This window comes from Neobacillus sp. DFD-2R (genome assembly GCF_057747865.1).
Genome location: NZ_CM173228.1, coordinates 4,948,233 through 4,972,694, shown reverse-complemented (window position 1 = coordinate 4,972,694; position 24,462 = coordinate 4,948,233). Strand labels below are relative to the sequence as shown.

Genomic DNA, 24,462 nt, shown 5'->3' with positions numbered 1-24,462 from the left:
AAATGTTAAGACTTTGTATAGGAAAGAAAAAATCATTTGTTTGAATCATTGAAAGAGGCACCCTCCTGATTAGAAGGGTGCCTTTTTTAGTGAAAATAAAGGATTTTGACTACATAACTGTAAACATCCAAGTAATCCCATATTTGTCCTTCACAGAACCGTGAAGCTTGGAAAAAAATGTTTGTTGAAGATCCATATGGATGGTTCCACCCTCTTTAAGTATGTTCCATGCGTTTTTGGCACGTTCCTCAGAATCAAGCTCCACACTGACGCATACTTTCTCGCTATTTTGAAAGTCCCGCTTCCCATCAGAACCCATAATATATCCTGATTCTGTTAATTTCAATTGTGCATGTAAAACAAGGTCTTTATCACTTTCGGCCACAGGAAATTGAGGATTTGGAGGCATTTCACCATATTTTTGAATCGATACCATTTCTCCATCAAAAGCTTTTTGATACAGTTTAAAAGCCTCCTCGCATTCTCTGTTAAACATTAAATAAGGTTTAATCATATTTCATTCTCCTTTTCAAATAATAAAGTTTATCCGTGGTGCTAATTTAAAAAATAAACATATTTGAAACAACCACCAGGGTCTTCATTATTATATCCGAACATTAGTTCTGTATTCAATAGAATAAAGCAAAAACAGGAATAAATAGAGTAATCCCTGTTTTTGCTTTATTTCTTAAAAGCTATGATTAACCCCTAATTATTAAGAATTTTTAGAGTTTTTGTTAAATTATTGTATTACAAATATAATTACCCTTTTTATATGTTATATATAGAGTATAAGTAGTTTTTTATGTCCGTTTTCGTAAACCTAAAGAACTTAGATAAAACAATCATTAAGGTTAAATAGAAAGGTGCTGTTATCTTTTGTTAAATTCCACCGTTCTGCTAAATGATTTAAGTTTTAATCCTTTCATTCCTATCATTAATCATCATTACAATAAAACGAAGAAAGTAAAAAATATTATATTACTGATCGGGGATGGGATGGGTTTTTCTTATACCACCGGCCTTCGTTATTTTAATCATGATTCCCAAAAAGGGCTTATGAAGCCTACTATATTTGATCAATTCTTTGTTGGCACACAATCTACCTATTCATTAGATACAGAAAGTAATATTACGGATTCAGCAGCTGCAGGTACTGCTTTATCGACCGGCCATAAAACATTTAATGGAGCACTTGCTCTTAATATTGATAAACAAGTGGTTCCAACTGTTTTGGAATATGCAAAATTTCGTGGTAAATCGACCGGCCTAGTAGGAACAAGTCAGATCAATCATGCTACACTAGCGGCGTTTGCCGTCCATAAAGAATCTAGAAATGAATATGATAAAATTGCCGATGATTATTTCGATGAACAAATTGATGGTAACCATAAAATCGACGTTATGCTCGGGGGAGGAACATCTTATTTCATACGGGATGACCGAAATTTAATAGAAGAGTTTGCAAATAATCGTTTTGGTTATGTCACAAATCTACAAGAGCTTGTCACAAATAAAAGCGAGCAGCTCCTAGGCTTATTTGCACCTATTGAACTACCGAAACAAATTGATCGCGATCCAACTGTTCCGTCTCTTTCCCAAATGACCAAAGCTGCACTTCAACGGTTGCAGCAAAACCCAAATGGCTTTTTTCTTTTAATAGAAGGAAGTCAAATTGATTGGGCGGGGCATGACAATGATATCGTAGGTGCCATGAGTGAGGTTAAAGACTTTGAAGCAGCTTTTAAAGAGGCGATCCATTTTGCATTAAATAGAGAGGATACAATTGTGATAGCAACAGCGGATCACTCAACAGGCGGGATGAGTATCGATCGTAATGATAACTATAAATGGAATCCCGGTGTGATTAAATCCATTACCGCAACGCCCTTTGTCATTGCAACACAAATGCATAAAACAAAAGATTTGACCACTTTAAAGCATCATATGAACTTTACTCTTCATGAAGCCGATTTGAAAAGCTTACAATCTACGCTTGAAATGGAAGTTGAGGATACACGTCAAGCTCTTATCAACCTGATTAATCACTATTCCAGTACAGGCTGGACAACAAAAGGGCATACGGGTGAGGATGTTCCAATTTATGCATATGGTCTAAATCGACATTTATTTAGTGGAAGAATGGAAAATAGTGATATTGCCAGGATTCTATTTGAGATTATGGATTAAAAAACCTATGATACAAATTTAACAGGATTTCAAGCTGCCATAATAAGGGCAGCTCGACAATACGATTGTTATTTTTATCACTTTTTTAGAGGATGATCCAATGTATAGAGGCGCCGATACCTCTCTTCCTTTTCAAGTAATAGCTCATGGCTGCCCGCTAATCGCTGTTATAAAAGTTGCGGGGACTCTCCCGCTTACGGTCATGCCATTATTCCAATAAATCACAAAAATCACAACCGCTCCCAACACGATTTGATTTAAAACATTCCGCCAATTCGCAAACGGCTGTTTTTTCGTATCAAGCTGCTGCAATTCGTGTTCCTGCTCTTCATAATTCTGAATAAAATCCAAATATCTCCCGCTGAAAAGGCAGTCGCTAATTCCGAAAACAGCATCGGTCGACTGCTGATAAAGTCGATTTCTTCCTTTTTTTATTTGTTCATTTTTCGTCCTCATATAAATAAAGGAAAGAAGGGGTCCGACAAAAATCAATAAACCAATAAAGACAGCAGAATCCAGCCCTTATTCGGACAGGAACAGCTTGTATTTCACTTACATAGTCCGAATCCAGCCCTCATTCGGACAGGAACGGCTTGTATTTTACTTACATAGTCCGAATCCAGCCCTCATTCGGACAGGAATGGCTTGTATTTCACTTACATAGTCCGAATCCAGCCCTCATTCGGACAGGAACGGCTTGTATTTTACTTACATGGTCCGAATCCAGCCCTCATTCGGACAAGAACCACTTGTATTGCACTTACATAGTCCGAATCCAGCCCTTATTCGGACAGGAACCGTTTGTATTTCACTTACATAGTCCGAATCCAGCCCTCATTCGGACAAGAATGGTTTGTATTTCACTTACATAGTCCGAATCCAGCCCTCATTCGGACAGGAACCGTTTGTATTTCACTTATATAGTCCGAATCCAGCCCTCATTCGGACAGGAACGGCTTGTATTTCACTTACATAGTCCGAATCCAGCCCTTATTCGGACAGGAACCGTTTGTATTTCACTTATATAGTCCGAATCCAGCCCTCATTCGGACAGGAACGGCTTGTATTTCACTTACATAGTCCGAATCCAGCCCTTATTCGGACAGGAACGGCTTGTATTTCACTTACATAGTCCGAATCCAGCCCTTATTCGGACAGGAACCGTTTGTATTTCACTAATATAGTCCGAATCCAGCCCTTATTCGGACAGGAACAGCTTGTATTTCACTTACATAGTCCGAATCCAGCCCTTATTCGGACAGGAACCGTTTGTATTTCACTTACATAGTCCGAATCCAGCCCTCATTCGGACAAGAATGGTTTGTATTTCACTTACATAGTCCGAATCCAGCCCTCATTCGGACAGGAACGGCTTGTATTTCACTTACATAGTCCGAATCCAGCCCTTATTCGGACAGGAACCGTTTGTATTTCACTAATATAGTCCGAATCCAGCCCTTATTCGGACAGGAACCGTTTGTATTTCACTAATATAGTCCGAATCCAGCCCTCATTCGGACAGGAACGGCTTGTATTTCACTTACATAGTCCGAATCCAGCCCTTATTCGGACAGGAACGGCTTGTATTTCACTTACATAGTCCGAATCCAGCCCTTATTCGGACAGGAACCGTTTGTATTTCACTAATATAGTCCGAATCCAGCCCTTATTCGGACAGGAACAGCTTGTATTTCACTTACATAGTCCGAATCCAGCCCTCATTCGGACAGGAACGGCTTGTATTTCACTTACATAGTCCGAATCCAGCCCTTATTTGGACAGGAACGGCTTGTATTTCACTTACATAGTCCGAATCCAGACCTTATTCGGACAGGAATCACTTGTATTTCATTATTCAAGTCTTAATCTCGGACCGCCTTTCTTTTCGGGCTATTTCTCAATCTAATTGTAGTGGCTTTTGCAATTTTGTGCTTCAAAACAGAATTGAAAGGTACCTTTTACAATTTCAACTTTTTCCCTTTATTTTTAGGGTTCAATTAAAATCAAATCAAAGCTTATTAAATTAATAGTTTAAAAGAAAAATTCTTATTGACGGCTAAAATGAAAACGTTTATATTAAATGTGAAAAGATAATACGTCATGATACGTCTTATAGGGGAGTGAGTCTAATGAATGCAGTAAAAGTGATTAATGAAATTAATTTAGGAACTAAGGAGGGAATTACGGAAGTATATTTGGTCGCATGTGGCGGCTCTTTAGTAGATATGTATCCTACAAAATATTTCCTTGAGTGTGAAGCAAAAAAAATTGTAACAGGTTTATTTACGGCGAATGAGTTTGTCCATGCAACACCAAAAAGATTGAATAAAGATTCGCTTGTCATTGTTTGCTCGCATGGCGGGAACACACCGGAATCAGTTGAAGCAGCGAAAGTGGCAAAAGAACATGGTGCCCATACAATCGGTTTGACACATAACAAGGAAGCTGCATTGCTGGAATATTCCGATCACGCCTTTTTATATGAGTGGGGATCCGAAAGTGACGTAAAGAATAATCCAATGGCAATGATCCTGCAATTAGCTGTGGAGGTTCTTAATCGGACAGAAGGCTATGCTCACTATGATGCATTTCAAAACGGAATTGAAAACATTAACGGAATCATTAGAAAAGGAGAGCAGCTAGTAGCCGAGAGGACAAAGGAATTTGCAAATAAATATAAAAATGAAGAGCTATTTTATATTCTTTCAAGCGGAGCATCTTATGGTCATGCCTACGGATTTGCGATCTGCTCACTAATGGAAATGCAATGGCTGAATGCGGCATCCATCCATTCCGGTGAGTACTTCCATGGTCCTTTTGAAGTAACAGACAAAAAAACGCCCTTTATTTTATTAGTAAATGAAGGCAGAACACGCGCATTGGATGAACGTGCAAGAACATTCCTTAATGAATATGCTGAGAAAGTTGAAGTAGTGGATGCTAAAGAATTAGGAATCAATACAATTGCCGATGATGTTGTTGAATTTTTTAATCCAATTTTATTTTATAGTATTATGTGTGTTTATCGTGAAGCGTTAGCGGATGTACGAAATCATCCATTGGAAACTCGTCGGTACATGGGGAAGGTCTCATACTAAAACGGGGTGAAAAAAATGGTAAAGGTAGTAGGAATCGGAGATAATGTCGTAGATAAATATGTTCATATCAAGACGATGTATCCTGGAGGCAATGCCCTAAACTTTAGTGTATTTGCAAAAATAATGGGAGCCGACTCAGCGTTTATTGGGACATTTGGTGATGATAAAGAAGCGGAACACGTAGAAAGAGTACTAAAAGAATTACAAATTGATATATCCGGATGCAGGCATTTTAACGGGGAGAATGGATGTGCCCGTGTCACACTGGAGGATGGCGATCGATTATTTCTTGGCAGTAATGATGGCGGTGTATCGCGGGAACATTTATTAAAACTAACGGAAGAAGATATCGCGCTTATTAAAGAATGTTCAATGGTGCATACAGGGTTATACAGCCACACAGGACATTTATTAGAAGACCTGGACTCCCTGGGTGTACCGTTATCCTTTGATTTTTCTGATGATTTTCAGCAAGAACAAATAGATAAATATATTTCATTTGTTGACTTTGCCTTTTTTTCCTGCAGCCATTTGTCTGAAATTGAGACAAGGGTATTTCTAAAGGACAATTATAAAAAGAGTGGTCAAATTCTTTTAGCAACTCGCGGAAGTGATCGTGCGGTAGCGTATGATGGAATAAATTACTATTATCAGTCTACCGAATATGTGAAGGCAATCGATACAATGGGGGCAGGAGATTCCTTTATTACAGCTTTCCTGCTTCAATATTTAAGAACGAATGACATTGCGTCAGCGATGAAGGAAGCAGCAGTTTTTGCTGCAAAAAGTTGTCTTGTAGAGGGCTCTTTTGGTTTTGGTGTTTCCTATTATTAATCTATTAGACCTGCTTGTTATATCGCAAAACGTTTGATACTCTTTTACATAGGAGCCTATAAGGCATCGACATACGGGGGTAGAAAATGCTTAACGCAGACCATCAAGAACCATTATATATCCAATTAAAAAAGGCGATTCAAGCAGCTATTTTAAATGAGAGTTTCCAGCAAGGTGAAAAAATTCCAAATGAAACGGAATTGATGGAACGGTACAATGTTAGCCGGGTTACTGTACGCAAGGCAGTTGAAGAACTGGTTAAAGAAGGATATTTAGTTAAACGCCATGGGAAAGGTACATTTGTAAGTCATTCAAAAATTGATCGTAAAATCAAACATGTGATGGGATTTACCGCTGCTTGCAAGTCAAACGGTTTAACGTCTCACAGTTTGATTACAAAGAAAGAAATCATTAATCCTGACTCTTCACTCAAGAAGGCTCTACAGCTTGAGGCAGATGAAAAGGCAATCTATATCCAAAGGAAAAGGTATGCGGGTGATAGTCCGTTGATGCTGGAAAATAACTATTATCCTTATAATAGATATCAATTTTTATTAGAAGAGTCACTAGCCGGGTCATTGTATGATCTATTGAGAACGAAATATGGAATTAATCCCGACCGATCCGGTCTAACTACTCTAGAAATTGTATTGGCAGATGAAGAGCAGGCTCAGCTACTGGAAACTTCCATTGGAAAAGCATTGTTTTACATGAATACGATTATTCATGATCAACATGGACGACCTGTTCATGCCGGCAAACAGTATATTATAGGTGACCGTTATCAATTTACTTTATAAAAACCTCTTCTTAGAAAGATTCATTGAAGCTAAAAAGAGATTTGTACCTTCCGTTATGACGTTTTATGACGTTGTAACGGAAGAAAATAGAAAAAATCTTCTATTGGTAAAAATGATAGCGCTTAAATGAAGTGAGCCCTTTTATTGAAAATAAGTATTGGGAATGAAGGTGCCTTCGATGACTAATGGCCAATTGAGAGCCAATATTGTACTGGTTTCAAATGTTATTTTTTCAAGCAAAGAAGATAAACCTTTTGCAGGATTTATTGCGATTAATGATAACAAAATCATTGCTGTAGGGAATCAAAGCGAACAAAATAAATGGATTGGTCCGGAAACGAAGGTTTACCGGCTTGATGATCAGCTTGTAATGCCGGGGATTCACGATAATCATGTGTTTTTTACTGGCTATATGTCAATGAATCGCGGTGTGGACCTATCCAAAATGTCAACAGTTGATGAAGCAATAACTCTATTAATCAAGCAATCTGAGAGATTAGGACCTTCTGAAAATTTATATGCGTTTGGTTGGGATAAGGAGCGCTTGGGGTGTATTCCGGAACAAAATCGATTGGATGAAGCTTTTCCGAATAGACCGGTTATTGCTATTAATCGTACAAAAAATTGGTGTTGGATGAATCAAAAAGCGATAGATCGATATGATTTCACACCTGAAAATTGCAGCGCAGAGGCTCGATCGAAATTATTAAAAGACATGTTGCAGGAAAGCGATAAGGTTAAGGAAGAATTCGTGGGATTTTGTCAGCTATTAGCTGCTCGAGGGGTAACGTCGATAAAAGACATAGGATTCGAAAAGTATGAGCTGCTGCCTGTCTTAACGGAGTTAGCAGCAGAAGACCGGATACCGTTAAGGGTCCATTTTGCTTTAGAGCCTGTAAGGGAACCACTTAATATTGCAGTAGGGCAAACATATCAAAAGCTTTATAAAGATGATTACCTGCGATTTCAAGGCTACAAAGTAATGGTAGATGGTGTTGTTGCCAATCATACGGGTGATATGTTGGAGCCTTATGCAGATATGCCTGGAGTTAAAAATTTACGAGAAGTTAATTATAAAAAGATTGAAAATTGGGTTTTAGAGGCTGATCGGAATGGCTTGAAATGCTGTTTAACGGCAGAAGGTGATGCAGCGATACGCAAAGCTGTTTCGATTTTTGAAAAATGCCGTCAAGTAAATGGACAGCGTGATGCCCGGCATTCGATTAGTGATTTAGAGTATCCGCATTCTGATGACCTAAAACGTATGGGCAAAAACGATATTTTTGCTGAAATTTATGCGCAAATTTTACTGTTAAACCCATCGTATGAAGAGTCTTATATGGCAGATGCTGTTGGAGAAGAAAAGGAAAAAGGCTTTTATGACTACAAGGCCATGCTTGATGCAGGGATAACGATTACCGCCGGAACGGATTTACCTCTTTTTATCACCAATGTCCCTGATTCTATCTATGCAGCAGCCAAACGGCTTTTTCCGGATGGCTCCCCTTCAGGAGGATGGTATCCTGAGCGAGGCCTGCCAATAGCTGAAATTTTGAAAGCATGGACGATAAATGGTGCAAGGCATAATTTTATGGAAGATAAAACAGGCACGATTGAAGCGGGTAAATATGCGGATATTGCTGTTTTTGATCGGAATTTATTTGAAACTCCTGCTTCTGAACTACGGAACGCCAAAGTGGTTTTGACGATAGCGGATGGGGATATTGTACATGATAACACCAAGGAAGTTTTTCCGGCATTCATATCGTAGAATGTGATGTCCTTCAAAAAAGGAAAATATAGGTATTAATAATAGGTGAGTAAAAAATATTGCTGCTTTGTGAATGAATACACGATGTTTCATACCTTCCGAAAATACGTTATATAACGTCATTTAAATTAGAAATGAGGAGACTATAAATGGAAGCGAATGCGTTGGAAGCAAAGGTAGTAGGAAAGAGAAAAAAGTGGGCCCTGCCTCATAGTTATTCACTCATTTTTTTAATCATTATCATTGTAGCTCTAATGACATGGATTTTACCCAGTGGACAATTTGATCGTAAAGATGTAACTGTAGACGGTTCAACAAGAAGTGTAATCGTCCCGGGAACTTTTCACACCATTTCAAAGGTCAGTGATAAAGGGGATTTACGTCAAGGGATAACAGGAATCTTAAGTGCGCCAATGGCGGGAGTTATTAATGCGGCAGATGTTGTAGCCTTTGTCTTGATTGTAGGAGGAGCGTTTGGAATTATATTGAAAACCGGTGCCATTGATAGGGGGTTAATCGAACTATCAAACCGTTTAAAAAATAAAGGGATTTTAGTTATACCAATTGCTATGATCATTTTCAGCTTAGGCGGATCCACATTTGGGATGAGTGAAGAAACGATACCTCTCTATACCATTTTTATTTCGCTTATGTATGTTTTAAAATTCGATTCGATTACGGCTATTTTAATTTTATTTTTAGGCACACAAATCGGTTATGTCGGTTCAACCTTGAATCCATTTTCTGTCCTTATCGCACAGGGGGTATCAGGGGTTAAAGGAAATCCTCAATTATGGCTTCGCTTTATTGAATGGGTTGTTTTTACCGGGGTATCAATTGGTTTTACCATGTGGTACGCCAATAGGGTTAAGAAAAACCCGGAAAAATCGATTGTTTATAAAAATGACTTAGAAAATCGGACCCAATTTCTAAAGGAAGAAACCGGAACTGTCGTTCAGTTTTCACGTAGAGATCAATTCATTTTATCCGGTTTTATCGTTGCTCTTGGACTGATTGTATGGGGAATTCTTGCTAAAGGCTGGTATATGACAGAGATTGGTGCTGTCTTTTTGGGATTGGGGTTATATGCAGGTATTGTTTCCAAAATGAATCAAAAAGAAATCGCTGAGAATTTTGTTAAGGGCTGCAGTGAATTTGTTTATGCGGCTGTTATCATTGGCCTTGCCCGTGGAATTCTTGTTATTGCGCAAAATGGCATGATTATTGATACCATCTTAAATTCATTAGCAACTGCAATGAAGGGACTGCCTAGCTTTGCGTTTACGACGATTATGCTTCTTGCCCATAATATTATAACCTTTTTTGTACCATCCTCGTCCGGGGAAGCTGCATTAACCATGCCTGTAATGGCCCCTTTGGCGGATCTTATGGGCATAAATAGAGAAGCTGCTGTCACTGCATATCAGTTTGGTAATGGATTAACCAATCTCATTTCACCAACAGGCGGGGTGCTGCTAGCAGGCTTGGCCATTGCACGAATTAGTTTTGGACAATGGTTGAAAGTAATGATGAAGATCTTCCCGATACTGTGGGTAATCGCTGCCATTTTTGCCTCCATATCAGCATACGTAGGGATGTAGGGAAATGCCTGACTTTTAATTTTTCTTCATTTAAAAAACGCCAAGTTCAAATAAAATTGGCGTTTTTTTATCGTTTTGGAAAATGCCATCATGAGTGTTTATGGCTCGAGTACTTCGCTTACCTCCTTACGATAAGTCAACATCGAATTGACTATAGCCCCGTGTTTTTCCACACTGTCTTTTTATCTAGTTCATTGAAGGTTTGTTCTCTTAAACTAATAAGTTGTACAATAGGTAAGATATAATAAATATTTTCTTTAAAACATATTTCTCATAAAAATTTTCTCGAATGGAGGATTATGAATGGGCTATATTGAGGATTTACGTAAAATAATCGGAACACGGCCGATTATTTTAGTAGGTTCAATGGTAGTTGTAGAGGATGAGAATGGAAAAATTCTTTTACAAAAAAGACCGGAAGGGATCTGGGGGCTTCCGGGAGGCCTCTTAGAATTGGGGGAGTCTGCTGAGGAGGCAGGAAGAAGAGAAGTATTTGAAGAAACAGGGGTTGAAATTGGCCGGCTTCAGTTAGTAGATGTTTTTTCTGGCAAGCAGTATTTTAGAAAACTGCCAAATGGTGATGAATTCTATCCGGTCACGATTACATATATTTCAAAAGATATTAAAAGCAGTACCATTAAAATTGATGGAAAAGAATCAATTGATGCCGGATTCTTTGATATTCGGGCATTACCGGAGCATACCAGTCCATTAGTCAGGAAGATCATTGAAAAATATCCAAACCTATTTATAATAAGGTTTTAGATCAAATTATCCTCAAAGAAGGAGCAACCCGCTTGAACATAACATTAAATCATAAAATCATTAAAGAAATGTGTGGTACTGTCTCCTTCAAACGAGGAGATTATTTTTATCGCACGAATAAAGTAATATTTGAAAGCTATAGCCCTGATCGTTGTCAAGCAACGGTAACAGGAGAGGAAGATTTCCATGTGATGATTGAAACGGATACCAACAATGATATTCGAACGGAATGCAGCTGCCCGAAGCTGGCTTCTTTTGATATGGATTGTCAGCATATTGCCGCCGTTTTATTAGCGATATACGAACACAGGCGTCATGGAACCATCCCGATGGTTGCCAATTCAACCAATCAGGAATTGACAAAAGGTTTACTGACTCTTTTCAATGATCGGACTGTCCGAAAAAGCGGTCACCAGCTTCATTTTGAAAAAAGAAACGTGCTTGATGTAGAGTTTACCTGTAAACCGGTTGCTATAGGCTTGGGTAGGTACATAATTGGTATAGAAATAATTCTTGGGTCGACTAACGTGCAAAATATCCGTGAGTTTCTGGAGCATGTAAGAGAAGGAAATCCATGTCTACTTTCCGGTTCATTCACATACAATCAAAATCTCCATTGTTTTCAAAACGAAACAGATGCGGTTATTCAGCAGCTCATCCAGGTGATTCGTGATGAAAAGATGTATGTTGACGCATTGCCGGATAAGGATCACCCTCAGATGCTGCTTATTCCATCATCAGCTTGGGACCGGATGCTGCCTTTACTGCTAAAAGCGCCACGGGTAAAGCTGAAGTATGATGGGCAGACCATTGCAAGACTGCAGGTTACAAATGAAGCACTCCCATTACAGTTTGATTTTACAGAAACGGAAGGCAATGTCTATCAATTACAGGTCAAAGGCTTTAATCGGATGGTTGTCCTAGATTCCTATAGCTCTATTCTCTATGAAGGAAAAATAAAACTGTTGGAAGATCAGGACTGTAAACGTCTTTCGGATCTGAAACAGATGCTGGATATGTCAGGAACGAATCAAATTACGATTCCGAAAGAGCAAGTTCATTTTTTTCTTGAAAAAGTGGCAAAAGGGTTAAAAAAACTGGGGAATGTTCACATTGCTGAAACTATAACCAAACAATGGATGAACACCCCTTTGGTGGCCAAGCTCTACTTGGATCGTGTGAAAAATCGCCTCCTTGCCGGACTCGAGTTTCACTACGAAAATAGAATTATTCATCCATTGGAAACCGGAGAACAAACGGCAGGCTCCATGGTGATTAGGGATGTAGAAAAGGAAGCTGAAATACTAAAGCTAATGGAAGATAGCTCGTTTGCCAAGACGGACGGAGGATATTTTTTGCATAATGAGGAGCTGGAGTATGAGTTTTTAGTCCATGTCGTTCCAAGGCTTCAAAAGCTTGTCCAAATTTATGCAACAACGGCCGTAAGAAATCGGATTTTCAGAGAGAATGCTCGCCCTCAGGTGAGGGTGAAGGTCAAAAAAGAACGGACCAATTGGCTTGAATTTAAATTTGAAATGGATGGCATTCCTGAAAAGCAGATTCGCGAGGTTTTACTCGCTTTAGAGGAAAAACGGAAATATTATCGTTTGCCGAATGGGGCGCTGCTCTCGCTTCAGACGAGAGAATTCGATGAAATTCAGCGATTTCTTTATTCACCCCTTGTCAGGAATAAAGATCTGGCAGGTGGCCTGGATTTGCCCATCGAACAGAGTCTTCAGCTTCTAGATTCAGTTGAGATTAACGATGCCTTCAAGCTGGAGGAATCCTACCGTCAATTTCTTGATCACCTCCGCCATCCCGAGCGTTTGGAATTCGAGGTGCCCAAGAGTTTAGAGCCCATACTTAAAGAATATCAAAAACTTGGCTTTAAATGGATGAAAACACTTGCCTGCTATGGCTTTGGAGGAATTTTAGCCGATGATATGGGTCTCGGAAAAACGATCCAAAGTATCGCGTTTATCATGTCGGTCCTCACCGATATCCGTAACAATAAGCAAAAGGTCCTTATTGTTTGCCCATCATCCTTGACGTATAACTGGCTTAGTGAAATCAGGAAATTTGCACCCCAATTACAAGCAGCTGTCATAGATGGAAATAAAGCAGAGCGATCTAAGTTACTGAAGGACTTAAAGGGCATCGATGTGATCATCACCTCCTATCCGTTATTACGCAGGGAGATAAACTGGTTTGCGAAACAATCTTTTCATACAGTGTTTTTTGATGAAGCCCAAGCATTTAAAAATCCTTTGACCCAAACAGCACGAGCGGTAAAGAAGCTACAGTCCGCTCATCGTTTCGCGCTTACCGGTACACCGGTGGAGAATTCACTGGAGGAGCTGTGGTCGATTTTTCATGTGGTCTTTCCGGAGCTTTTACTCGGATTAAAGGAATATAGTAAGCTTTCGAGGGAAAACATTGCCTTGAGAATCCGGCCATTTCTACTTCGCAGGATGAAGGAGGATGTCCTTTCAGAGCTTCCTGAAAAAATAGAGTCATTGGAATCAGTGGAGCTGCTTCCTGAACAGAAGAAGCTATACGCTGCCTATTTAGCGAAACTAAGGCACGACACACTAAAGCATCTGGACAAAAATACAATTCGGAAAAATCGCATCAAAATTTTGGCCGGTTTGACTCGCTTGCGTCAGATATGTTGTCACCCAAGCTTGTTTGTGGATGGTTATAAAGGAAACTCAGCGAAATTTGAACAGCTCTTGCAAATTATAGATGAATCAAAGCTTTCCGGAAGAAGGGTGTTAATTTTTTCACAGTTTACGAAAATGCTGGAGCTTATCGGCAGAGCATTAGCGACGAAAGAGCTCCCGTTCTTTTACCTTGATGGACAAACCCCGGCAGCAGAACGAGTGGAAATCTGCCGGCGATTTAATTCCGGTGAACGGGATTTATTCCTCATATCCCTGAAAGCAGGAGGTACAGGCCTAAACCTGATGAGTGCGGATACTGTTATTTTATATGACACTTGGTGGAATCCTGCCGTCGAGGAACAAGCAGCAGATCGTGCCCATCGGATCGGGCAGAAAAATGTCGTACAGGTCATCAAGCTTGTCGCCCGTGGAACTATCGAGGAAAAAATGAACGAACTGCAAGAAAAAAAGAGACATCTCATTGAAGAAATCATCGATTCTGAAGAAAAAATCATGTCTACCCTTACCGAAGAAGATATTAGGGGAATATTGATGATTTAGAAAGAAATAGAAAAAATTGATCGAAAAAGATTTCGGAATTTGTTATTGAACTTTTCTGCTGTGTTAGAAGGCAAAAATGAATCTCCTTAATAGCTTTAGAACCTTGCTGAATTTTTTAGCAAGGTTCTATTTTTATACCTTTTCACTTAGAGAGTTCATTAGAAAATTCCTTAAGTACTCAACGTTTGTTATTTTTTTATTACATTCAGTACTATCGAAGCAAATATAGTTACCAATTGCCTTGTAGTAATCCGGATTTTTAGCTTTTTTAGCCTTCGTGACCGTTGAAGTAAAAGCAACTTGACCGTAACGATTACAGAAAGAACAGATATTCTCCTTACTCAACATGGTAGTTTTACATTCAATTCCTATTACTTTTTCATCTAGTTCATAAACGATATATTTTTTATTTGTACTAATATCGGTCCAACTTAAATAGGTTAGGTGGTCGAGATCGGACTTTGTTAAATCAGGTACTTTTAATTTCTTGCTTTTCGGAAACATTTTTTTAATTTGTTGTTCCGTGATTTTTGGGAATGGCAGTACAAAGTTGGATAGTTTTTGAAGATAGTGGTCAAACTCATTATCTGTTTTCCATTTTGAAAGGTCTAACATTTCCTTTTGTTCAATCGTCGCATTTGGCAAGAGTTCATCGATCTTTGAACTAGCTAAATCTTTAACAGCCCGGATAACAGTTGGATCAGAATTTTTTTTGTAACTGTCTTTGATCAAAGCGACTTGATTTTTTATAAAATTATATTCATTATTCTTTATGAATTTTTCAGTCATACGTATTCCTCCCGGCTTGACTTAAGTTGATTTTTGGTTTCTAAAAATCCCCTTAAGCTTTATTTTAAAAAGTCCACTTTATTTTAGAAATATAGAAAATAACTAAGAAACAAAAATGGCATAAAAAAACACCGACGATATTAAAAAATCATCGGTGCTCCGTTCACATTTTAATTGGAATAAACAATTTTTTTGATTGTTTCTATTGAAAGGAAATGTTCCTCAGCTAATTGCTGAATACTGGTACCGCTTTTAAAAGAGCTTTTAATGGAGGCATTCCTGTCATCAATTAACTTTCTTCCCCCGGAACAAGCTCCCCATTTTCGATAAGCAGCTTCAGGTTTCGGAATATAAATTGTTTCACCTTGAACATACTTTTGAATTTCCGCAATCAGCGTTTCAGGTAAAATTTTGTTTGCATTAACATATTTCACTTCTGCCAGCCCCTTATTTTAATTTAGAGAAAATAAGGTGCAAAGCCAGATATTAGAAATGAATAAAAAACTTACCCGGGCGATTTATTTAAATGAAGATCCGCCCCATGCAAAGTATCGCCTTTCCAATACTTGGCTTTGCATGAGTAGCTGCAGTATCCGGAAATCTAAATTGATTCTCCACTTTTAAGCACCCCCTAAAATCTGAATGATTAAAATTACCACATAATAACAATACTTGATTTCCATTAGAATAACAAACAATATTTTGACGTAACTAACTAGCAATTTGAGGTAAAGTTATTTAACTATTCCGGCTCTCAATTTAGTAACGCCAAATTCCAAATATGCTTTTAAACAGCTCAGCATATAAACCCAGCCTTCTTTATTATCGATTAATTGACTTATGAATGCTTCATCATTTTCATTAAAACCTTCTTCGTTCACTTCAATAATTGTACTCGAATAATCCAACTCTTTTAGGGCAATTGTAACAATATGTCCTTCCTCATTTGCCCCCCACTGGAACACAATTCTTCTATTTTCTTCAACTTCCAATAGTTTTATATCCACTTCTGCATTGTATTCGTCATATCGTAATGCAATCGTCTTTCCTTGCTCCCATCGTCCGGAACTTGATGAGAACCAAAAGTTTCCAATTTTTGCGGGGTCTACGAATGCTTCAAATACTTCTTTAACCGGCTTTACTATCTTAAATTTTGTAAGGTTGTTCATAATAATCAGCTCTCTTTGAATATATTTGTATTTTCTCGAGTATTAATAATGTATTTGGTTTGTTCGTACAAATGGTTTTTCGTTATATTGAAATAGGAGGCAAGGTATTACCTGTTTCGAGCAAGCTTTTCAATTTGCGCAGAATTTCTATATAAATGTGTTGGTACAAACTTAAAAGAAGTGAAAGAGGCGACTTTTGAAATAGAATTATGTAAATAATATTGATAAATTTGGATCAATAATATGGCATATAATCTCTTATGTAGCAGTATGGGTTATTTTCATACTGTTTACACAAGAGGGATAATTTCAAATGGTGTGTTTTTTATTGGTCCCAATATATTTTATCGTTTTCCTTGAAGGAAAAGAGCGTTATCGCCTACAATTATATCAGCAGCGACTTCTAATTTTGAGATAGGTGAGAACGTTCTGATACTTGTGCATTTTTTATAATAAGATAGTAAATCTAGAGCTGAAGACAATAACGAAAGGATGTTTATTATATGAAATGCTTGGTTAAGACACTTATCATAATAGATATTCTTATAATTATAGCTGTTATATGTGGTGAAATTTTTTTTAGCATATGATGATTAATCGGTTTATGCCATATCTTTTGGCATTTTACGATAAACCAATACAGAATTAATGATAACAATGATGACAAGGTAGAAAGTGTATATCCAAATAGAAAACCACTTATTGTGTTGGAGATTTGCTCCTGCATAGGAAAGAACTAATATATTTGGGATTTTACCGAAAGCAGAAGCTATGACAAATACTATCCAATTGACTTTACTTAAACCACATAAGATATTTACGACCGGCGCAGGAATTACAGGGATTAATCGTGCTGTTAAAATCGCTAAAAAGGACTTGCGATTAAGATATTCTTCATAGTTTTGAACCTTTGGATACTTCTTTAACTTCTGTTGCGCCCATTCTCTGAAGCCATATCTAGTAAAAAAAAAGAGAAGGATTGTGCCAAACATTGAGCCGGAAAAGGAGATAATCGCTCCTTGAATGGTTCCAAAAACAGATCCTATTAAACCGGTTGAAACGGCAAAAGGAACTACAGGAAAGAAAACGCATATAGTAAGCATCAATATACTAAAGATAACGGCAGGACTACCACCCTGTTTTATCATTTCAATAAGAGTGTCTTTTTGTGTAATTCCAACAACTATGACGGTAATTAGTATAAAGACTAAGAATATTTTTTTAAACATTTTGCACCTCAATGGTTTTCAATCATCGTTCTATAAATTATAAAATACCTTTAGGAAAAATGGGTAATGTTATCGTTTTGTTACGTAAACTTTAAAAAAATAAATAATTACATCTTTTTTGTTGAGTAAGGAATGTTGGAAAAGAATATTTTGTTTAAGAATTTAATAATAATTTTAAAACAGGATAAGGTGAGTCTATGAGATTAGCGATAGCAATTGCAATTATATGTATTATTGCATTAACTGGTTGTCAAAAAGAAGTAAAGCAATATCATAATGGAAAATTAGTTTATGAAGGTACTGTAGATAATAAAGGATTACCTGAAGGTACTGGGAAACTTTACGATAACCAAACTGGAAAGGTAATTTTTGAAGGTTTATTTAGGAATGGACTTATGTTTAAAGGAACCAAGTATGATAAGAATGGTGAAAATCCACAACCTTATCAAGAGTGAAAAACCGTCTCACCGTCATTAAGTAGAGCATTTCATGATTTAGTAGTTATAGAGGTTAGATTTACTTATGAAGAATGGGATTGCTACGGCGATTCCTTTTTTTGTGAAGATAAGAAGCCGCTGTTTTTATGATTTATAAAAAGTTTACCTATTAAAGGAGATGAGTTCAATGATGTCAGTAAATAGAGAAAAATTTCACAAAAATATTGAATACCTTACTTCCATTATCGAAGACGGAATCCTTTTTGAGATATCATAGTTACTAAGCAATTTTTTAAAGTAAGTGTCAATTAAGTATAGACGGCATTTTCTTATTTGGAAATTGTTTGTTCAATTTAGACTACTTTAAACTGAATATACTATATAGTAGAGTAGAATTAGTTAATTTAGATGAAATTCAGATCTTGATTTTATAAAGAATTATAAAATGGTTATCAGATTTTTTTCGGAGTTTTTATTGTGAAAGGATTATTTTAATAGAAAGATACTGAGCTGGAATTCCTCATTTACCAGTAAAATCAAAAATAAGAAAGTCATTAAGGATGGAGAGTGCCATAGACGTGAAAATATTAACGGTTGATAATTTAGTTCGAAAATTTTCATTGAAAGTAATAACTGGAGAAAATCAATTAAAACGAACAATTAAGCAATCACGGTGTCATCGTCCGGGTTTGGAATTCGTTGGTCACTTTGATTTTTTCCCAACTGAACGTGTTCAAATACTTGGAAGAAAAGAAATTACTTATTTGCATAAGTTAAGCATAGAGGAGCGTCAGATGCGAATAGGTAATATCGTCAAATACCACCCGCCTTGCTTTATCGTTACTGCCGGACAGGAAGGGCTAACGTATTTAACCCGGTATTGTGTAGAAGAGGGAATCCCGTTATTATGTACAAACGAGCCTCAAACGACGTCTGAATTTATTCCGAAACTTGATGCTTATATGGTAAAAACATTAGCTCCGGAAATCGCAGTACACGGGGTTTGTATCAATGTGTATGGAATGGGTATTTTACTTCGGGGGAAATCAGGCGTCGGCAAAAGCGAAACGGCACACACAATGATTGGCAGAGGTCACAGGCTAGTGGCTGATGATATTGTTGTGTTGAAAAAGCTCAGTCCACGTACCATTCTCGGTACCCATGATGGGAAAACAAAGGAATTTCTCGCCCTACGAAGTGTCGGGCTATTGAATGTGGTCCGCTTATATGGGAGAAAAGCTTTTCAGGATGAAACGAGGATCGCGCTCGATATTGAACTGACAAAATGGCAGAAAAATTCCCTTAATAATGAATTGGATCACGAACCTTCATATACAGAATATATGGACGTTCGAATCCCTCATATTGAGATTCAGCTCCAACCCGGTCGTGATGTGGCGGGGTTAATCGAAGCTGCGGCTAATAACTGGCTTCTGAAGCAGCAAGGCTACAGTGCTGCAGAAGAGTTCATGAGACGGCTAGAATCTGATTCTAGCTGGCAATGATCCGTTGTGTTATTGGCTAAGGAATAGTAAAAAACTCTTCACAAGTTTATTTTCTTCAATAAAGACCCCAAACAGTACCGGAGGGAAGAGCCCCCGGTATTTTTGTTGACCCGTTAAAAAAGAATTCAACCATTTGTTTAAATTCTATTAAACTGCGCTTTTATTCATCAATTTTTTTAATTTTTCTTCTGTCGGGGAATTCTCTAAAGGCGTATAGATGCTGCACCTTAAATCTGTTTCACCTTGAACCTGAAGTGAGGTTAAATTAAACAGCATTTTTCCCGCCTTCGCATGCCTGAATTCAATTTGAACATCTGGAGCAGTACTTACTTGACTATCTAGCCATAATGCTCGAAATTCCGGGTATTTGTCGCTCATTTCCTCAATAAATTGTTTATACCAATCATCCCCAACATATTGCCCGTAATAGACGCGGAAAATGGCGAGAAATCCTTTTACAAAATGCTCCCAATTGACAGCGAGTGCACGTAATTCCTTCCTTGCAAATACTAAGCGAATTAAGTTCCGCTCCTCCATCGGAATCTGATCAAAATCCAGAAAAACATGGGTAGCTGCCTGATTCCAACTGACTATCTGGCAGTACCGATCCGTTACAACGGTTGGGCAATGCTTCAATTCCTTTAGAATTTTTTCTAAAGAACTGCTAATTTTCGGTAGGCTCTCATTTTTAGAAGAAATATTCCCATGTGCATCCAATGCTAAATCGTATAAGTATTTTCGTTCATCATTGTTCAATAGTAAAGAATTGGCAATGCAATCCAGCACAACGGTCGAAACTTTAATATCCCTTCCTTGCTCCAACCAGGTATACCAGGTGGTACTGACTCCCGCTAACTGAGCAACTTCCTCTCTCCTGAGACCGGGAGTCCTCCGTCGAACGCCTGCCGGTAAGCCAACCGATTCAGGCTTAATTTTTGAACGCTTGGATTTTAAAAAATCAGAGAGTGCATCCAGTCTTGTTTTGTTATTCACGCACAATCCCTCCATCATGGTGGTATTGATACTAGTATAAACTACAACTTGTAATAGGATAACTTCTAAGTGAAAATATGGGTAACAAAGTAAAGGGGGAGAGAGCATGGAGAGAGTAGTCATTACAGGAATGGGGATTATTTCACCGCTTGGCAATGAGGTGGAGTCATTCTGGGCTAATTTAGTGGAGGGTAGGCCGGGAGTATCGATCATTGATCGATTTGATACAAGTCAACATAAGACAAAAATTGCCGGCCTCGTAAAGGCGTTTGACGCTGATACCATTTTGGGACGTAAGGAAGCAAAACGCTTAGATCCATTTTGTCATTTTGCTATGGCTGCAGCTGAACAAGCATGGAGTCAGTCCAAGCTGGACCAAGATACGATTGACCCTGAACGCCTTGGGGTATATGTTGGTTCAGGAATAGGAGGAATTGAGACGCTCATCAATAATATTGACACGTTGCGTGCAAGAGGTCCGAGAAAAGTCAGTCCGTTGTTAGTTCCGGCGATCATCTCTAATATGGCTTCAGCCCAAATTAGCATAAAATATGGGGCAATGGGACCAAGCATGTCACCGGTAACAGCTTGTTCCATTGGTAATACAGCAATTGGAGAGGCGTTTAGATTGATTCAATATGGTGGAGCGGATGTCATGTTTGCAGGTGGAGCGGAATCGGCGATAACGGATTTATCTCTAGCCAGTTTTGAGAATGCGACTGCATTATCCTCAAGAAATAATGGCCCTGACAAAGCGAGCAGGCCATTTGATGCCGAGCGGGATGGATTTGTCATGGCAGAAGGAGCCGGTATCCTTATTCTCGAATCTTTGTCGCATGCATTACGTAGAAATGCACCAATCTTTGCCGAAGTAATTGGCTATGGAGCCAGTTCAGATGCGTATCATATGGTTTCTTCACATCCGGAGGGGAAAGGGGCCTTTCTGGCGATGAAATCAGCTTTACGTGATGCATCCATTTCTTCGAATGAAATTAGCGTAATCAGTGCTCATGCAACAAGTACGGAAGTGGGCGACCGTTCTGAGATTCAGGCCATTAAAAGCCTATTTGGTCCTGAGGCAAATCAAGTTCCTATCACAGCTAATAAGTCCATGACCGGTCATATGTTAGGGGCAGCGGGTGGAGCTGAGGCCATCGCATTAATAAAAAGCATCCAAGAGGGAATCATCCCGCCAACCATTAATCAAGAACAACCGGATCCTCTTTGCGACTTGGATATTGTTTCAAATGTTGCCCGTCAAGCTCCTCTAAAAATCGGTTTGTCCAATTCATTTGGTTTTGGGGGGCACAATGCGGTAATTGTTTTAAAAAAATATGAATAAAACAGATTTATTATAGTCGATCTTCCGGAGACTACGGTCACTTTGAAACCTTTTTAGTGACCGTAGTCTCATCTTTTCTCATTTACCCGTCACTAAGAACGATCAATAATATCAAGCTTCAAAAGCTTCTAAAATCTGCTTTTCTTTTTCAACTTCCAGTGCTGATACAATATATGCAAACCCATTCATAAGAAAGTAAATAACATTGGATTGTACCCGTTCATTTTCTCCTAAATAAGTGTTTGCCACGATAATGACAGAATATAAAACAACAAAAAATAAAGCGATTTTATTAAAAATGTTCATTTCTAACAACCCCTTAATGAGGAATCTTATCTTTATCATATTTGTATTTAGCCGGTCTTATGCTATCCATGTGGTAATTGGTGCTATGGCATATTGGTTTAAATGAAATTTTCTAAAGGATTAGACAGTCCGGCACCATTTATAAATGATTAATTATTCAACCAGCAATGAATTTTTGGGAAAACTAATCAAACCTTTTTATTTTCAATATATTAAGCGATTTTGATTACAAAAGTAGTTTCTATAACTTAATAAATGCTTTCATTTCCTGCCGATCATTGTTTTATTCACATAAACCAACGGAATGGTAATGGGAATCTTATAAATTTTTAGAAAATTGAATTGTAATCTCCTGCAAAAATTGTTATTATAATGTACATGAAAAATTATTTAACAATAACATCATTTAGACGAAAAAATATTTGAATTCGTTTTTGTTAGAATCAAATATTAATAGGAGGTTTTTTTATGGTAAAAAAATTCAAAATATTCCTAATAATACTGCCTTTTATCTCTCAGTTAGCGGTATTACCTTTCGTAAATCGTATTGACCCTATTATTTTAGGGTTGCCCTTTCTTCAATTTTGGTTCTTCTTATGGATCGTTTTAACTCCCTTATGTACTTTGGGGATTTATCGAATTCAAAAATCGGAAGGGAGTCTTGACTAATGCACGGAAATTTGACAGCTTTGTTAATCACAGTATTCGTTGTTTTGACAGTTGTTTTGATTGGATTTTTGGCAGGGAGGAATAAATCTGCGAGAAGCTCAGTAGAGGAATGGTCTGTTGGCGGAAGACGCTTTGGCGGATTGCTGGTTTGGTTTTTAGTAGGGGCAGATTTATATACAGCTTATACATTTTTAGGACTAACCAGTACGGCCTATTCAGGTGGAAGTCTTGCCTTTTTTGCCATTCCTTATTGTATTTTAGCTTATTTTGTTTCTTACTTTTACCTTCCTAAACTATGGAAAGTGGCCAATAAATTTAAGCTAACAACACTGGCTGATTATGCTAGAGAGCGTTTTAATAGTAAACTTCTTTCTTCTCTTATTGCAGTTGTCGGCGTATTGATGCTTATCCCTTATATCGATTTGCAGTTAGCAGGTATTCAAAATACGCTTCAAGTAGCCGGTGCAGGCTTTATTAATGTTAAGGTAGTCGTCATTGCTTCCTTCCTTCTTGTTGCACTTTTTACATTTTTTAGCGGTATTAAAGGTCCTACCTATACAGCAATTATTAAAGATATTCTTGTCTGGGTAATCATGTTATTCCTGGTGATTTCACTGCCGATTATCCATTTTGGCGGCTGGAGCCCGATGATTCATACACTTGTAAAAGAATCACCGCAATTACTGTCAATTCCTACATCAGGCCCTAAAGGCATTCCATGGTTCATGACAGCATCTTTTGTTTCTGCCTTGGCATTATTCATGTGGGCACATGGAGCTACGGGAGTTTTCACAGCCAAAAGTGCTGATGCAGTTCGAAAAAATGCCATGTTTTTGCCTTTATACAATGTGGTCTTAATCCTGGTTATTTTCCTTGGCTTCGTGGCTTACCATGTGTTGCCAAAAGGAAGCGATCCGCGTTTTGCATTTTTAAATCTTATTCAAGTTTCATATGGCGGTGTCGCACAAGGATTAGCCTATTCAACTATTGCTTTAGCATCTTTAATTCCATGCTCGATTATGGCAATCGGTGCTTCCAACTTATTTGCAAATAATATTTATCGTGATTTAATCAATCCAAAGGTAACCGGTGCTAAATTAACGATTGTAACCCGTTCAATGGTGTTTGTCGTAATTGGACTTGCTTTATTATTTGGACTGTTATTCCCTTCAGCACTAGTATCTTTGCAGCTTTTAGGTGTTTCAGGCATGGTTCAAATTTTCCCTGCCATTGTTGTAAGTCTTTTCTGGAAAAACCAAACGAAAGAGGCAACCATTATCGGATTGCTTATTGGATTGGTAACAACCTTTACGGTATATGGAACAGGCAAGTCATTTGGTATATATGAAGGATTCTGGGGATTAGCAGCAAACTTATTATTCAGTATTATTTTGAATCCTTTCTTTACGTCAAAGGCAAAGCAGCAAACAAATTCTGTTAAAGAGTTTCTCTTTCATTCATTAAAAAGCAGCGAATCCAAAATGAATAAGGGAGCATAACCAAGTGTTTCTCTTAAAATAGACCGTTGTTAAAGGAGCAACCTGAATTTTTCAGGTTGCTTTTTACCTATTTGCCAAAGGAAGAAAAGCCCGCTTTGAGGTTATAAGTCCTTCTGCTGTGGAACAAGGTATCGAGTAAAAAGAGTATAGAAAAACTTTAATTAGAAAAACTTAACAAATGTATGAATCCGGATAAGGTCAGTTATACGTCTGACTAAAAAATAGTTAAAATAAGGGAGGG

21 protein-coding genes are annotated in these 24,462 nt (G+C 37.9%); 13 read left to right on the top strand and 8 right to left on the bottom strand.

The window, feature by feature from the left end; translation table 11 throughout:
* Positions 1–109 precede the first annotated feature (109 nt).
* Positions 110–514 carry a VOC family protein gene (locus tag AC3ANV_RS24970; RefSeq protein WP_488311290.1) on the bottom strand — a complete coding sequence of 135 codons (405 nt, stop codon included), beginning with the start codon at positions 512–514 and terminating at the stop codon, positions 110–112.
* Between the two features lie 365 nt (positions 515–879).
* Here AC3ANV_RS24970 and AC3ANV_RS24965 point away from each other — a divergent pair, with 365 nt between their 5' ends.
* A complete protein-coding gene (locus AC3ANV_RS24965) occupies positions 880–2,190 on the top strand; it encodes an alkaline phosphatase (RefSeq protein ID WP_488311289.1) in 1,311 nt (436 codons plus the stop codon).
* A gap of 144 nt (positions 2,191–2,334) precedes the next feature.
* On the opposite strand, the gene AC3ANV_RS24960 is transcribed toward AC3ANV_RS24965, so the two are convergent.
* Positions 2,335–2,541, bottom strand: coding sequence for a hypothetical protein (locus AC3ANV_RS24960; RefSeq protein WP_488311288.1), 207 nt, complete (start codon positions 2,539–2,541; stop codon positions 2,335–2,337).
* Positions 2,542–4,319: 1,778 nt separating this feature from the next.
* On the opposite strand from AC3ANV_RS24960, the gene AC3ANV_RS24955 reads away from it, so the two are divergent.
* The 7 genes from AC3ANV_RS24955 to AC3ANV_RS24925 all read left to right on the top strand — a co-directional run bounded on the left by AC3ANV_RS24955 (position 4,320) and on the right by AC3ANV_RS24925 (position 14,283).
* Complete coding sequence (locus tag AC3ANV_RS24955; protein ID WP_488311287.1) at positions 4,320–5,288, top strand: SIS domain-containing protein; 969 nt, start codon at positions 4,320–4,322, stop codon at positions 5,286–5,288.
* Positions 5,289–5,303: 15 nt separating this feature from the next.
* Positions 5,304–6,122, top strand: coding sequence for a PfkB family carbohydrate kinase (locus AC3ANV_RS24950; protein WP_488311286.1), 819 nt, complete (start codon positions 5,304–5,306; stop codon positions 6,120–6,122).
* Positions 6,123–6,208: 86 nt separating this feature from the next.
* A complete protein-coding gene (locus AC3ANV_RS24945) occupies positions 6,209–6,922 on the top strand; it encodes a GntR family transcriptional regulator (protein ID WP_488311285.1) in 714 nt (237 codons plus the stop codon).
* 178 nt (positions 6,923–7,100) lie between these two features.
* A complete protein-coding gene (locus AC3ANV_RS24940) occupies positions 7,101–8,693 on the top strand; it encodes an amidohydrolase (RefSeq protein ID WP_488311284.1) in 1,593 nt (530 codons plus the stop codon).
* A gap of 149 nt (positions 8,694–8,842) precedes the next feature.
* Positions 8,843–10,294: a YfcC family protein gene (locus AC3ANV_RS24935; RefSeq protein WP_488311283.1), complete on the top strand. Its 1,452-nt coding sequence runs from the start codon at positions 8,843–8,845 to the stop codon at positions 10,292–10,294.
* A 303-nt stretch (positions 10,295–10,597) separates the two neighbouring features.
* Positions 10,598–11,059, top strand: a complete 462-nt coding sequence (locus AC3ANV_RS24930) for an NUDIX hydrolase (protein WP_488311282.1) — start codon at positions 10,598–10,600, stop codon at positions 11,057–11,059.
* A 32-nt stretch (positions 11,060–11,091) separates the two neighbouring features.
* Positions 11,092–14,283 (top strand): DEAD/DEAH box helicase, encoded by a 3,192-nt coding sequence (locus AC3ANV_RS24925; RefSeq protein ID WP_488311281.1) that lies wholly within the window; start codon positions 11,092–11,094, stop codon positions 14,281–14,283.
* Positions 14,284–14,415: 132 nt separating this feature from the next.
* Here AC3ANV_RS24925 and AC3ANV_RS24920 read toward each other — a convergent pair whose 3' ends face one another.
* The 4 genes from AC3ANV_RS24920 to AC3ANV_RS24905 form a co-directional block, all read right to left on the bottom strand.
* Positions 14,416–15,072, bottom strand: coding sequence for a FusB/FusC family EF-G-binding protein (locus tag AC3ANV_RS24920; protein WP_488311280.1), 657 nt, complete (start codon positions 15,070–15,072; stop codon positions 14,416–14,418).
* A gap of 170 nt (positions 15,073–15,242) precedes the next feature.
* Positions 15,243–15,506, bottom strand: coding sequence for a CD3324 family protein (locus AC3ANV_RS24915; RefSeq protein WP_488311279.1), 264 nt, complete (start codon positions 15,504–15,506; stop codon positions 15,243–15,245).
* Positions 15,507–15,806: 300 nt separating this feature from the next.
* On the bottom strand, positions 15,807–16,241 hold the full coding sequence (locus AC3ANV_RS24910; protein ID WP_488311278.1) for an SRPBCC family protein: 435 nt from the start codon (positions 16,239–16,241) through the stop codon (positions 15,807–15,809).
* Between the two features lie 602 nt (positions 16,242–16,843).
* The gene (locus AC3ANV_RS24905; protein WP_488311277.1) at positions 16,844–17,470 is read right to left on the bottom strand and encodes a TVP38/TMEM64 family protein; all 627 of its coding nucleotides are present in this window, start codon (positions 17,468–17,470) and stop codon (positions 16,844–16,846) included.
* 197 nt (positions 17,471–17,667) lie between these two features.
* Here AC3ANV_RS24905 and AC3ANV_RS24900 point away from each other — a divergent pair, with 197 nt between their 5' ends.
* Positions 17,668–17,925, top strand: coding sequence for a hypothetical protein (locus tag AC3ANV_RS24900; RefSeq protein ID WP_488311276.1), 258 nt, complete (start codon positions 17,668–17,670; stop codon positions 17,923–17,925).
* 560 nt (positions 17,926–18,485) lie between these two features.
* Entirely contained in the window at positions 18,486–19,412 is a 927-nt protein-coding gene (hprK, locus tag AC3ANV_RS24895) for an HPr(Ser) kinase/phosphatase (RefSeq protein ID WP_488311275.1), read from the top strand.
* A 147-nt stretch (positions 19,413–19,559) separates the two neighbouring features.
* Here hprK and AC3ANV_RS24890 read toward each other — a convergent pair whose 3' ends face one another.
* A complete protein-coding gene (locus tag AC3ANV_RS24890) occupies positions 19,560–20,405 on the bottom strand; it encodes a helix-turn-helix transcriptional regulator (protein WP_488311274.1) in 846 nt (281 codons plus the stop codon).
* Positions 20,406–20,511: 106 nt separating this feature from the next.
* Between AC3ANV_RS24890 and fabF the strand changes: the two genes are divergently transcribed.
* Positions 20,512–21,747: a beta-ketoacyl-ACP synthase II gene (gene fabF, locus AC3ANV_RS24885; protein ID WP_488311273.1), complete on the top strand. Its 1,236-nt coding sequence runs from the start codon at positions 20,512–20,514 to the stop codon at positions 21,745–21,747.
* Between the two features lie 111 nt (positions 21,748–21,858).
* Here fabF and AC3ANV_RS24880 read toward each other — a convergent pair whose 3' ends face one another.
* Positions 21,859–22,053 (bottom strand): hypothetical protein, encoded by a 195-nt coding sequence (locus AC3ANV_RS24880; RefSeq protein ID WP_488311272.1) that lies wholly within the window; start codon positions 22,051–22,053, stop codon positions 21,859–21,861.
* 468 nt (positions 22,054–22,521) lie between these two features.
* On the opposite strand from AC3ANV_RS24880, the gene AC3ANV_RS24875 reads away from it, so the two are divergent.
* The gene (locus tag AC3ANV_RS24875) at positions 22,522–22,722 is read left to right on the top strand and encodes a DUF3311 domain-containing protein (protein ID WP_488311271.1); all 201 of its coding nucleotides are present in this window, start codon (positions 22,522–22,524) and stop codon (positions 22,720–22,722) included.
* Entirely contained in the window at positions 22,722–24,221 is a 1,500-nt protein-coding gene (locus AC3ANV_RS24870; protein WP_488311270.1) for a sodium:solute symporter family protein, read from the top strand. Before AC3ANV_RS24875 ends, AC3ANV_RS24870 begins: the two co-directional genes overlap by 1 nt.
* Positions 24,222–24,462: the final 241 nt, after the last annotated feature.